Raw genomic sequence first — 12,003 nt, forward strand, 5'->3', positions numbered from 1 at the left:
CTCAGGTCCGTCGCTCAGACCGGGACGTCCTCCGCGAGGACGCGCTGGACGTTGCGTTCGGCGAGCGCCGTGATCGTGACGAACGGGTTGACGCCGATGGAGCCGGGGATGAGGGCTCCATCGGTGACGTACAGCCCCGGATACCCCTTCACCCGCCCGTAGTCGTCGGTCGCCCGCCCCAACGGGCAGCCGCCGAGCGGGTGGTAGCAGAAGCCGTCCGCGAACGGGGTGCCGTTGCCGAAGAGGTCGTACCGGTACATCGTCGCGTTCCTGAGGTTGATCCGGTCGAAGAGCTTCTTCGTGGCGTCGACCGAGGGCTGGTTCTGCGCCCTGGTCCAGTTGAGCTTCACGGCGTCGCCGGCCCGGTCGTACGAGAAGGTGCCGCGCTGCGGGTTCCTGGTGATCGCCAGATAGAGGCTCACCCAGTGCTCGAAGCCCATCGGCAGCGGGGCGATCTCGGCGAAGACCGGGTTGGCGGCGTTGTCCCAGTCGTCGATGCCGAGGGCGGGCATGGTGGACTCGTCGGCGCCCACGGTGTCCCACACGTGGTTGGCGCGGGCGGTCATGATGTTGCCGTTGGGGCCCCAGCCGGTGCCGACGGCGGCGTCCAGGGCCGGCAGCGTGCCCCTCTCGCGGGCGCGCACCAGCAGTTCGGTGGTGCCGAGGCTGCCGGCGCCCAGGAAGAGCCTGCCGCAGCCGATCTCCCGGGTCTCCACGACCTTGCCGGTCAGGTCGGTGCGGTCGGCGGTGACGACGTACGTGCCGTCGGGCTCCCGGCGGATCGCGCGGGCGTGGTGCAGGGTCTCGATGGTGACGTTGCCGGTGCCCAGCGCGGCGGCGAGGTAGGTCTTGTCGAGCGATCTTTTGCCGTGGTTGTTGCCGTAGATGACCTCGCCCGCGAGGGCGGAGCGGGTGGCGGTGCCGGCGGCTTCGCGCTGCATGTAGCCGAAGTCGTAGACGTTGGGCACGAAGACGGTCTTCAGCCCGGCGTTCTGGGCCGCCTTGCGGGAGGTACGGGCGAACCTGTACCACTCGGTGGACTCGAACCAGGCCGGGTCGACGGAGTTGACGCCGAGCATGGCGTTGGCGCGTGGGAAGTACGTGGCGTACATCTCGGCGGCGTCGACCTGCGGCAGGACCTGGGTGAAGTAGTCGCGGCGCGGGGTGACGGCCATGCCGCCGTTGACGAGCGAGCCGCCGCCGACGCCGCGGCCCACGTACACGGACATGTCCCCGTGGTTGACGCGGTCGAGGACGCCCGGGTAGGGGCTGATGGCCCTGTTGACGACATCCAGCCAGAGGAACGTGGCGAGAGGTGCCTCGGTGCGGGTGCGGAACCACATGGACCGCTGGTCCGGGGCGGAGGTCGAGCAGAAGACCGTGCCGTCCTGGGCGGGGGTGTCCCAGAGGCGGCCCATCTCCAGGACGAGGGTGTGGACGCCGGCCCGGCCGAGCCTGAGGGCGGCGACGGCCGCGCCGTAGCCGGAGCCGATGACCAGGGCGGGGGTGTGGGTGGCGGGCTGCGCCTGCGCGGCGCGGGCGGAGTCGAGGGTGATTCTGGGCAGGCCCAGGAGGGCGGCCGTCTGGAGGGCGCCGAGACCCAGGAGGTGACGGCGCGTCAGGTTTGGTGTCATGCGCGCAGCATGGGCGGAATTCGGGTTTCCGCCCAGCGGTCACGTTGTCTTAAATCTGAGTGACCGTCAGGGGTGGGAGTGTGATGGTGCCCGGGGGTTGTTTGCGGCGGGGTGGTAGCTCACTCGCGCAGTTCCCCGCGCCCCTTGTGCGCCAGGACTTCGCCTGCGGCCGGGCGGGTGGCCAGCCGCGAGGCTCCCGGCACCCTGGGAGGTTTGTCGCCCGCGGGCCGGTGGGTGGCTGGCCGCGCAGTTCCCCGCGCCCCTAGGAGGTTCGTCACCCGCGGGCCGGTGGGCGGCTCGTCGCGCAGTTCCCCGCGCCCCTAGGAGGTTCGTCACCCGCGGGCCGGTGGGTGGCTCGTCGCGCAGTTCCCCGCGCCCCTAGGTCGTTCGTCGCCCGCGGGCCGGTGGGGGCTCGTCGCGCAGTTCCCCGCGCCTAGGAGGTTCGTCGCCTGCGGGCCGGTGGGTGGCTCGTCGCGCAGTTCCCCGCGCCCCTAGGGGGTTGGCCGCAGCCAGAGAACTCAGCTCAGCCACAGGCCTTTAGGGGCGCGGGGAACTGCGCGAGCAACCCACCACTCAGCCGCAGACGAACGAAAGCCTCCAGGGCACGGCAGCACCGCCCGCAGGGACGTACTACCTAGGGGCGCGGGGAACTGCGCGAGCAACCCACCACTCCGCCGCAGACGAAAGCCGGGCCGGAAAGGGGCGCGGGGAACTGCGCGGGTGAGCCGCACACGGCCCGCGCCCGAGTACCGGCCCGGCCACCGCCACCCCCCTCACAGCACCCCCTTCAACCCCTCCGCCAACAAATCCCACCGCCACTTCTCCTCCACCCACGCCCTCCCCCGCTCCCCCATCCGCCGACGCAGGTCAGGGTCCTGGAGGAGGGTGACGATCCGGGAAGCCGACTCCTGCGCCGAGCCGCCACGCACCACGAACCCCGTCTCCCCTTCCAGCACCGCGTCCGGCGCACCCCCCGAGTCCCCCGCCACCACCGGCAGACCCGTCGCCGAGGCCTCCAGGTAGACGATGCCGAGGCCCTCCACGTCGAGGCCGCCGCGGCGGGTTCGGCAGGGCATGGCGAAGACGTCGCCGGCGCCGTAGTGCGCGGGCAGCTCGGCCCACGGGACGGCGCCGGTGAAGCGGACCGAGGAGGCGACCCCGGTCTTCTCGGCGAGGGCGCGGAGCTCCTTGCCGTACGGCCCGCCGCCCACGATCAGCAGCACCGCGTCCGGCACGCGCGCGAGGATCGACGGCATCGCGTGGATGAGGGTGTCCTGGCCCTTGCGGGGCACCAGGCGCGAGACGCAGACCACGACGGGCCGGTCGGTGAGGCCCAGGCGGGCCCGGACCTCGTCGCCGCCCGAGCCGGGGTGGAAGGTCTTCTCGTCGACGCCCGGCGGCAGTTGGACCATCCGGTCGGCGGCCCGCGCGGTGAGCGCGGCGGCGATCCGGGAGCGGGTGTACTCGCCCAGGTACGTGATCGTGTCCGTGCCCTCGCCGATGCGCCGCAGCAACTGCCGCGAGCCCGGCAGCTGGGCCCAGGCCGCCTCGTGCCCGTGCGTGGTGGCGACCAGGCGTTCCGCGCCCGCCCGGCGCAGCGCGGGCGCCATCAGGCCGAGCGGCGCCGCGGCCCCGAACCACACCGAGGAGCAGCCGTGCTCCTTGAGCAGTCCGACCGCGCGCCGGGTCACCCGGGGCGTGGGCAGCAGCATGGTGGTGCGGTCGCGCACCACGGTGAAGGGCTGCTCGGCGTCGAAGGCGGCGGTCGCCTCGGCGCCCTCGCGGCCCCGCTTCCAGGTGGAGGCGTAGACGACGAGCTGCTCGGGGTCCAGGCGCAGCGCCATGTTGTGCAGGAACGCCTGGATCCCGCCCGGGCGCGGCGGGAAGTCATTGGTCACGATCAACGTCTTGTGCATCGCCGCCGACAGTACCCAACGGCCCCGCCTCGTCGCTCGTGCCGGTCCCCGCCCGGCATCATGACTGCGGCGGGCGAAAGGCCCGATCCACGCGATACAGGGATGGGGTGTGCATGTCGGAAGGAAGCGGCACAGGGCGCGCGAGAAGCGTGCCGGGACTCCTCGCGGTGTTCGCCGCCACCCGGTGCCTGCTGCTGCTCTGCGTCCTGCGGGTGCTGGTCGTGCCGGGCCCGGACGTCACCAGCGACGTCTCGGTCATCTACCAGGGCTGGTACGAGGTGCTGCGGACCGGTACGTATCCGCTGGACGACGTCACCTGGCAGTACCCGCCGGCCGCGGCGCTGGCGATCCTCTCCCCCGCGGCCCTGCCCTTCCTCGACTACGCCTCCGCCTTCTTCGTCCTGGCGCTCCTCGCCGACGTGCTGGTCCTCGGGCTGCTGCTGTACGCGGGCGGGCGCCCCGGCGGGTCCCGCGCGGGCGCCCGGCTCTGGGTGTGGGGCGTACCGCTGCTGGGGCCCACCGCGTACGCGCGCTACGACCTGCTGGTGACGGCGGTCGCGGTGGCCGCGCTGCTGGCCGGGGCGCGCCGACCGCGGGTGCTGGGGGCGCTCGCCGCGTTCGGTGCGCTGCTGAAGGTGTGGCCGGTGCTGCTGCTCGTCCGGGCACCGCGCCGGGCGTGGGCGGCGGCGGCCGTCACCGCGGGCGTCTTCCTGCTGGTGTGCCACGCGGTGGCGCCGGGTGCCTTCGCGTTCCTCGCCTTCCAGCGCGACCGGGGCACCGAGGTGGAGTCGCTGGGCGCCCTGGTCTTCCATGTGGCCCGCCATCTGGGCTGGCGGGGCCGGGTGCAGCTCAACTACGGGTCGGTGGAGTTCCTCGGTCCGTACGTCCCGCTGGTCTCCACGCTGGCGATGGGGCTCACCGCGCTGGCGTTCGGCTGGCTGCTGCTGTGGCGGCTGCGGGCGCGCCGCACCGGCCCCGGCACCCTGGCGGACGCCGCCTTCACGGCCGTGCTGCTCTTCACCACCACCAGCCGGGTGATCAGCCCGCAGTACCTGATCTGGCTGGTGGGCCTCGCGGCGGTGTGCCTGGCCGCGCACCGCTCCCCGATGGCGCGCCCCGCGTATCTGGTACTGGCGGCGGCGGCCGTGACCCTGCTGGAGTTCCCGATCTGGTTCTCGCACGTGGTGGCGAGCGACTGGCTCGGAGTGCTGCTCCTGTCCGTCCGCAACGGGCTTCTGGTGGCGGCGTCGGTGACCGCGTGCCGCCGCCTGTGGCGCGCCACGGTCCCCCGCCCCCCACTACCGGTTCAGCAGGTCCGCACGAGGGTCTTCTCGGTCCTGGTGCGCTGAGCGGTCCACGGCCCGGCCGGTGGCGGTGGCGAGGGCCACGCCGCGCACGCCCAGGCCGGCCGAGGATCGGCGGCGGGTCGAGGGCGAGGGCCGGCGCGACGGCGAGGACCGAGGCCCTTCAGGGATGAGTGGGGTTCGTCAGGACAGTTCTTCGCGGACGTAGGCCCGCCACAGGGCCGTGAACTCCCTTGGCGTGGTGTCCAGTTGGTCGTTGAGGGCCTTCTCCAGCGCGCCCTCGCGGTGCTTCTGGCCGCCCACCTGCGCGTAGAGCGCGGCGAGCTTCGCCTCGCCCCAGCGCTGGGCGATCAGACGGCACGCCAGCCAGCCGCCCTCGTAGGCGCGTGCCAGCCGGTCCGCGCCGCCCTCGAAGCCGAAGTCGGCGTCGGTGGGCAGGTCGCCGGGCGGGCCGTCGCGCCGCACCGCCTCCTGGAGCTCCGGGGCGGCCTCGGCGGGTGTGCGCCCGGTGCCCCGGTAGCCGACCCAGTCCGCGTAGCCCTCCGAGAGCCACATCGGGGTCGCGGAGGAGGTGCGGGTGCGGGTGGCGACATGGGTGGTCTCGTGGGTGAGGACGACCCGTCGGCCGAGGTCGCCCAGGACGCCGTACGCCTCGGGGTTGACGATGACCCGGTCCGCGGGCGCCGCCCCGGCCGCGCCCGCCTCGCCGGTGGTGACCGCCGCTATCCCCCGGTACGAAGCCGGGGGCGCGGCGAGCAGCGCCGCCATCGCGTCGAGCGAGGCGGGCACCAGGACCACCACCCGGCCCGCCCAGCGGCCGGGCCAGGCGGCCGAGACGGCGGGCACCGCGCGGTCGGCGGTGTCCGCGATCCGCTGGAGGGTCCGCCGCTCCTGGCCGACGCCGAGGACCAGGCTGTGCGCGCCGCGCACCACCGACACCGGGCCCTGGCGCCACAGCGGTTCGGCCGCGCCCTCGCCCGCCCGGTCCCCCGTGACGTACCAGCGCCCGGCCCGCTCATCGAGGTCCACCACCCGGGCCGAGGTCACCGGCGCGCTGTCGTACCCGGTGAGCCGGTAGCGCAGCTCGACCCGGGCGGTGGCGCGGTCGCCCCGGCGGCTGACGTCGGTGACCCGGTACGCCCAGGTGCTCAGCGGCACCTGGCGCAGATTGGCGAACTCGGCGCGCTGGGCGTCCCGCAGACCCGCCGCGCCCGGGTCCAGGGCGGCCAGATAGCCGCGCTCGTCGTGTCCGAGGACGGCCGCCGCCCGGCCGTCCAGCGTGCGCTGCACCTGGCCGGTGACGGGGTCGGGGGCCGGGGCGGGGGACGCGCAGGCGGACAGGGACAGCAGCGCGGCGAGACCGTATCCCGCCGTGCGCCGTCGCCCTGTGCCGCTCAGCCAGCCGTCCGCCATCCTCCCGATCGTACGGTCACACCCGGGTGATCGAGGAGATGGGCATCATGCCCACCGGGTCGTAGCGCACCGGCGCGCCCGGGTAGGGGGCGTGGATGACCTGGCCGTTGCCCACGTACATCCCGATGTGGCTGGCGTCGGAGCGGTAGGCGACCAGGTCGCCGGGCTGCGCCTCGGCGAGGGTGACCCGGCGCCCGGCGTACCGCTGCGCCTGCGAGGTGCGCGGCAGTCCGACGCCCGCGTGCGCGTAGGACCACTGCATCAGGCCCGAGCAGTCGAAGCCGGAGGGCCCGTTGGCGCCCCACACATAGGGCCGGCCCACCGCCTGGCGGGCCGCCGCCACCGCGGCCGCCGCGCGCCCGGAGGCGGGCACCGCCCCGCTCAGGTCGGGCAGCGCGCCGCGCCCGGAGCGCGAGACCCGGTCGAAGGCGGCCCGCTCGGCGCTCGGCAGCGCGAGCAGCACCCGGCGGGCCTCGGCGAGCTTGGACTCGACGGTCCGCTTGTGCCGGGCGACCTCCAGGCGGCTGCGCTCCAGTTCGGCGAGCTTGCGGGTGGCCTCGGTGCGCTGCTGGCCGATCCGCCGCTGCTCGTGCTGGAGTTCGCGCAGTTCGGTGCTCTGGCGCTCACCGATCCGGTCGAGGGCCGCCGCCTTGTCGAGATACGTGTCGGGGTCCTCGGAGAGCAGCAGCGCGATCGAGGGGTCGAGGCCGCCCGAGCGGTACTGGGCTCCGGCGATCGCGCCGAGCGCGCCCCGCATCCGGTTGATGCGCTCCTGGCCGCGCGCGACGCTGTCCTGCGCGTGCTTGACCTGATCGCGCAGGAGGTCGGCGCGCTCGTCCGCCTTGTTGTACTGCTCGGTGGCCTCCTCCGCCTGGGCGAAGAGCCGGTCGACCCGCTCCTTGCCGGTGTCGGCCGGTTCGGCGCCGGCGGGGGCCGCGAAGGCCGCCGCGGCGGTGGCCGCCGCGGCGGACAGGACGGTGACCCGGGTGCTCTGGGAGAGCCCGGACTGCGTGGGACGGCGATGGAACGCCACGGGAAGCCGCACTCCTTCCGCTGGTGCGGGCCCCTGCCGCCCGGGCGGGCGGACGAGTTCGGACGATCACGGGGAACCGCACGCCGGAGAGTAGTCGGACGAGCACACGGGGTCCAAAGACCCGGATGTGTACGCACAGTGACGCCCCGCCGGAGAACACAGGTCACCGGCGGGGCGTGGCGTCAGCGCGCGTTGCCGGAATTCGCCCGTTCGGAGGGCGGTGGCAACCGAGTTGTTATACGGCGGGCCGCGGGGCCCGGACCTCAGGCGATGCGGACGCCGAACTGGAACGGCATGTTGCCCATGGCCTCGTAGCGGACGTTGGCGCCCGGCTTGGGGGCGTGCAGCACCTGGCCGTTGCCGGCGTACAGGCCGACGTGGTGCAGGTCGCCGTAGAAGAGGACCAGGTCGCCCGGCTTGAGCTGGCTGCGGCCGATCTGGGTGCCCGCGCCGGCCTGGGCCTGCGAGGTGCGGGGGATGGAGATGCCCGCCTGGCGGTAGGCCCAGGAGGTGAGGCCGGAGCAGTCGAACGAGGCGGTGCCGGTGGCGCCGTACACGTACGGCTTGCCTATCTGCGTCTGGGCGGCGGCCAGGGCCGCGGCGCCGCGGCCGGAGGCGGGCGCCTCGTGGCCGAGGTCGACGCGCTCGTTGGTGCGGTTGGCGCGCGCGTCGTCGGCGGCGAGCGACGCCTTCTCGGCGGCGGTCAGCGAGTTGAGGAGCTTCTGCGCGGCGGCGAGCTTGGTCTGGGTCTCGGCCTTCTTGGTGCCGAGCTCCTTGCGGGTGTCCGCGAGGTCCTTGAGCTTGTCCTGGGCCTCCTTGCGCTGCTGCGCCAGGCTGCGCTGCTTCTCCTGGATCTTCTGGAGCGCCTCGGTCTGCTTGGCGCTCAACTGGTCCAGGGAGGACGCCTTGTCGAGGAAGTCGTCCGGGTTGGCGGAGAGGAAGAGCTGGACCGAGGGGTCGATGCCGCCCGAGCGGTACTGCGCCGAGGCCATCGAACCGAGGCCGTCGCGGAGCTTGTTGAGCTCGTCCTGGCCGCGGGCCACCTTGTCCTGGAGCGCGCCGACCTGCTTCTCCAGCTGGTCCTGCTTCTCCTTGGCGCCGTTGTACTTCTCGGTGGCCTGCTCGGCCTCGTCGTAGAGCTTGTCGACCTTGGACTTCACTTCGCTCTTCGACGGCTTCGGGTCCGCCTGCGCGGCCTGGGACGTGAGAGCGACGGCTGCGGCGGCGGTCGCGGTAAGCACGGTCACGCGGGTGCGGCTCGCAGGCTTGGGTCGACGGTGGGACGCCACGAAGGCGAGCTCCTTCTTCCTCAGCGCCGAACAGCGAAGGACTCGGCGGTACCTCCACGGCCACCCGGACGAGTGATCAACCGCGTGAAGGTTCGAGCCGACCCTAGTGACCTCCCTGTGATCAGTTCAAATCCTGATAGGAAAAAACTCGGTCGACAGAAGGATTCTTTACAGTCATCCCACGCGTAGTAATGGGCACTTGACAGAGCGCTGGGAACCGATCGCCCGAATTCGGGCATTGAACGCAGGAGTTGCTAGACGCGCGAAAGCCGCTTCAAGAGCATGACGGACGCAACCGGACGCGCCCCGGCCTTGGCCACTCCGTCGGCCACCTCGCGGTCGGTCGAGACGACCACCACCGGCCGCCCGGACGGCTCCGCCCGCACCAGCTGGCGGATCAGCTCGTCGGCGGTCACCCCCGGCTTGGAGAAGAGCACCCGGACGCCTCGGGGCGGCGCCAGCAGCACCGGCGCGGCCAGCTCCGCGCCGTCGAAGACGCAGGTGACCTCGGCGCCGGTCTGCGCGGCGAGTACGGAGAGACCGCCGAGCAGCCGCAGCCGCTGCTTCTCCAACGGCATCGTCGGATAGCCGGTCTTGGTGACGTTGTAGCCGTCCACCAGCAGATGCACCTGGGGCAGCGCGAGCAGCTGGTCGAGCAGCGCCGGATCGGTCTCGGAGAGCGCCCGGGCCGCGATGTCCTTCGGGGTCATCTGCCCCGGTTCGACCGCATCCACGGTGTCGGCGGGCCGTACCGAGGCCGGGGGCAGGGCGAGTTCGCGCCGCAGCCCGGAGGCGGCGTCCAGGACCGTGTCGAGCAGCAGCCGCAGCCGCATGTCCTCGATCGAGCGCCCCTCGCGCACCGCGCGGCGGCTCGCCTCGGCGGATGCCTCGGCCTCGGTGAGCCGGGTCCTGATCCGCCGCGACTCGCTCTCGGCGGCGGCCACCCGGGCCGCCGCCTCCGCTCTGATCCCGTCGATCTCCCCGGTGACCTTGCGCAGGGCGGCCTCGCCGCGCTTGACGTCGCTGAGCGCGCTGCGCAGTTTGCGCTGGAGCGCCTCGGCCTCCTTGCGGGCGGCGGCCAGGTCGGCGCGGAGCTCCTCCTGCTCGGTGCGCAGCCGCTCGTGCGCCTCGTCGAGCTCCCGGCGCAGCCGCTCCAGCTCGCGCCGGCCCTCCTCGTCGGCCCGCTCGGCGTCCGCCCGCTGGGCCTCCTCGCCGGCCGCCGCGACCAGCTTCACCCAGCCGACGGGACGCAGGACGTACGCGGCGGCCGCCACGTCCACGGGGTCGGCGGCCGCGGGCGGCGCGCCGGACTCCAGCGCGCCCGCCAGCTCCGGCTGCGCCTCCTTGAACCGCTCCCCGATCCGCTGCCGGAAGACCGGGTCGGACTCCAGGGCCGCGGCCATGGCGGTGCCGGCGAACTTGGCCCGACGCGTCGGGGTGAAACGGGCGTACTGCCGCAACTGGGACGGCAGTTCGGCGACGGTCAGCCCCCCGAAGGCGTCCGAGACCAGCGCGACGACCCGGCGCCGCACCCCTTCGGGCAGCGGTCGGTCGAGCACCTCGGCGGGGCCGTCACCGGCAGCACCGGCCGGTTCGGCACCGCTTGCATGCTCCACGATCCGTCACCTCAACTGTCGTCCGTCACTCACCGGGCGGGCTCACTCGGAGCCGGCACCCGGCCTGTCCACCAGCTCGATCCGGTCCACCGCGTTGCACCAGCGGCAGCGCACCGACTCGATGGTCTCACTGACCACCTCGCGTTCCTCGACCTTCGGCTCTCCGGCGAGGTCCAGATGGACGTACTCGACGACCTTGGACGAGCGGGTCACGTCGAAGCGGGTCAGATTGCCGCAGAGGGTGCAGCGCCACCGCGTGGTGGCGGTGGGCAGGGGAACGCTCGTCATGTGGTGCTGTCCTCTTTTCACGGTCTTCCCACGGTTCGTGCAGAAGATGTGGTCGGGGATCTCGCGGTGCGCCGTCGAACTGCGGATGTACTGCCCGTAACCCTACGGCCTAGCGGGTACCCCCCGGCACGGCGAGGCGGTCTGTACCGTTCGGGCCCGGTACGCCATGCTCTGTTCATGATCAAGCCGAGCGCCGTCCGGGTGGCGGTGGTCCGGGGCCCGACGGTCACCTACGCCGTGCTGGCGGCCTGCTGCCTGGTCTTCCTCGTCAGCCCCGTCTCGGGCCTCAATCCCTCGTACGGGACGGGGGACGCGCTGCTCGCCGCCCAGAGCGCGTATTTCGCCCGGTGGGGTGTCATCCCGAACGAACTCACGGCCGGTGATCCCGGCGCGCTCCTCACCCCCCTCACGGCGCTCTTCGTGCACGGCAACTGGCTGCACCTGCTGGGCAACATGCTCTTCCTCTACGTCTTCGGCGTGATGGCCGAGGAACGCATGGGCAGGCTCGGCTTCGCGCTGTTCTACCTCGGCGCGGGCTACCTCGCCCTGCTCGTGTACGCGGTGGCGCACGCGGCGTCCGACCAGACGCTGGTGGGCGCGTCGGGGGCGATCTCGGGCGTCCTGGGCGCCTTCCTTTACCTCTTTCCCCGGGCCCGGGTGACCAGCCTCTTCCCGTTCCTCTTCTTCCTGCCGCTGCGCTTCCCCGCGGCGCCGGTGCTGGTGTTCTGGTTCGTGCTCCAGTGGCTGGCCGTACGGGCGGCTCCGGCGGGCCCCGGAGTGGCCTATCTGGCCCATCTCGTCGGCTTCGGCCTGGGCTTTCTCTACGCCTGGGTCCGGTTCCGCGGGACGGCTAGAGTGAAACGACCGCAACGGCCGAAGCCGTCGGCGCCGGCCGCCACCGAGGGAGAGAACCAGCCGTGATCACCGCGATCGTGCTCATCAAGACCAGCGTGGACCGGATCCCCGAGATCGCGGAGTCGATCGCGTCGCTGGAGAACGTCAGCGAGGTGTACTCGGTGACCGGCACCTACGACCTGATCGCCCTGGTCCGGGTGGCCCGCCACGACGACCTCGCGGACATCATCCCCGGCCGGATCAGCAAGATCCCCGGGGTCGAGGTGACGGACACGCACGTGGCGTTCCGGACGTACTCCCAGCACGACCTGGAGGCGGCGTTCGCGATCGGCCTCGACGCGTAGCCCTTGAGCGGGCGGCACAGCGGTCCGGGGTGCGTTCCTCGGGCGAACGCCGATGCGGGGCGCATGGGCAACCCCGGCCGCGCTGTCGTCCGCAGGCCGTCCGTGGCCGCTCGCGCAGTTCCCCGCGCCCCTCAAAGCGCCCCTTCGGGGCGCCCCGGGGATGCCGCGCAGCGGCATTTCAGGGGCGCGGGGAACTGCGCGAGCAACCGACCACGGCCCGCAGAAGACCGCAGGTTTCAGGGGCGCGGGGAACTGCGCGACCAGCCCACCACCGGCCCGCAGAAGACCGCAGGTTTCAGGGGCGCGGGGAA

The 12,003-nt window shown here is 73.0% G+C and carries 10 protein-coding genes; 3 read left to right on the top strand and 7 right to left on the bottom strand.

The genetic code is table 11. The annotated features are described in order from the left end of the window. Positions 1-14: 14 nt before the first annotated feature. Together ABZ404_RS34320 and ABZ404_RS34325 are read right to left on the bottom strand one after the other, a co-directional pair. A complete protein-coding gene (locus tag ABZ404_RS34320) occupies positions 15-1,634 on the bottom strand; it encodes a GMC oxidoreductase (protein ID WP_358835262.1) in 1,620 nt (539 codons plus the stop codon). A gap of 773 nt (positions 1,635-2,407) precedes the next feature. After that, entirely contained in the window at positions 2,408-3,550 is a 1,143-nt protein-coding gene (locus tag ABZ404_RS34325) for a glycosyltransferase family 4 protein (protein WP_358835261.1), read from the bottom strand. 113 nt (positions 3,551-3,663) lie between these two features. Between ABZ404_RS34325 and ABZ404_RS34330 the strand changes: the two genes are divergently transcribed. Next, on the top strand, positions 3,664-4,899 hold the full coding sequence (locus ABZ404_RS34330; RefSeq protein WP_358835260.1) for a glycosyltransferase 87 family protein: 1,236 nt from the start codon (positions 3,664-3,666) through the stop codon (positions 4,897-4,899). 138 nt (positions 4,900-5,037) lie between these two features. Here ABZ404_RS34330 and ABZ404_RS34335 read toward each other — a convergent pair whose 3' ends face one another. The 5 genes from ABZ404_RS34335 to ABZ404_RS34355 all read right to left on the bottom strand — a co-directional run bounded on the left by ABZ404_RS34335 (position 5,038) and on the right by ABZ404_RS34355 (position 10,493). After that, complete coding sequence (locus ABZ404_RS34335) at positions 5,038-6,267, bottom strand: hypothetical protein (protein ID WP_358835259.1); 1,230 nt, start codon at positions 6,265-6,267, stop codon at positions 5,038-5,040. Between the two features lie 16 nt (positions 6,268-6,283). Further along, entirely contained in the window at positions 6,284-7,300 is a 1,017-nt protein-coding gene (locus ABZ404_RS34340; RefSeq protein WP_358835258.1) for an NlpC/P60 family protein, read from the bottom strand. A 263-nt stretch (positions 7,301-7,563) separates the two neighbouring features. Continuing rightward, the gene (locus ABZ404_RS34345) at positions 7,564-8,589 is read right to left on the bottom strand and encodes an NlpC/P60 family protein (RefSeq protein ID WP_358835257.1); all 1,026 of its coding nucleotides are present in this window, start codon (positions 8,587-8,589) and stop codon (positions 7,564-7,566) included. 254 nt (positions 8,590-8,843) lie between these two features. Beyond that, on the bottom strand, positions 8,844-10,208 hold the full coding sequence (locus tag ABZ404_RS34350) for an NYN domain-containing protein (RefSeq protein ID WP_358991268.1): 1,365 nt from the start codon (positions 10,206-10,208) through the stop codon (positions 8,844-8,846). Positions 10,209-10,247: 39 nt separating this feature from the next. After that, positions 10,248-10,493, bottom strand: a complete 246-nt coding sequence (locus ABZ404_RS34355) for a hypothetical protein (RefSeq protein ID WP_358835256.1) — start codon at positions 10,491-10,493, stop codon at positions 10,248-10,250. A gap of 177 nt (positions 10,494-10,670) precedes the next feature. Here ABZ404_RS34355 and ABZ404_RS34360 point away from each other — a divergent pair, with 177 nt between their 5' ends. Beyond that, positions 10,671-11,414: a rhomboid family intramembrane serine protease gene (locus tag ABZ404_RS34360; protein WP_358835255.1), complete on the top strand. Its 744-nt coding sequence runs from the start codon at positions 10,671-10,673 to the stop codon at positions 11,412-11,414. Then, positions 11,411-11,692 (top strand): Lrp/AsnC ligand binding domain-containing protein, encoded by a 282-nt coding sequence (locus ABZ404_RS34365; protein WP_067158275.1) that lies wholly within the window; start codon positions 11,411-11,413, stop codon positions 11,690-11,692. The genes ABZ404_RS34360 and ABZ404_RS34365 overlap by 4 nt, the downstream gene beginning before the upstream one ends. Positions 11,693-12,003: the final 311 nt, after the last annotated feature.

This window comes from Streptomyces sp. NPDC005878 (assembly GCF_040629815.1).
Classification (GTDB): Bacteria; Actinomycetota; Actinomycetes; order Streptomycetales; family Streptomycetaceae; genus Streptomyces.

Excerpts from the sequence above, each read along its gene's own strand:
- ABZ404_RS34320 (WP_358835262.1), bottom strand. The coding sequence starts at position 1,634 with ATGACACCAAACCTGACGCGCCGTCACCTCCTGGGTCTCGGCGCCCTC.
- ABZ404_RS34325 (WP_358835261.1), bottom strand. The coding sequence starts at position 3,550 with ATGCACAAGACGTTGATCGTGACCAATGACTTCCCGCCGCGCCCGGGC.
- ABZ404_RS34330 (WP_358835260.1), top strand. The coding sequence starts at position 3,664 with ATGTCGGAAGGAAGCGGCACAGGGCGCGCGAGAAGCGTGCCGGGACTC.
- ABZ404_RS34335 (WP_358835259.1), bottom strand. The coding sequence starts at position 6,267 with ATGGCGGACGGCTGGCTGAGCGGCACAGGGCGACGGCGCACGGCGGGA.
- ABZ404_RS34355 (WP_358835256.1), bottom strand. The coding sequence starts at position 10,493 with ATGACGAGCGTTCCCCTGCCCACCGCCACCACGCGGTGGCGCTGCACC.
- ABZ404_RS34360 (WP_358835255.1), top strand. The coding sequence starts at position 10,671 with ATGATCAAGCCGAGCGCCGTCCGGGTGGCGGTGGTCCGGGGCCCGACG.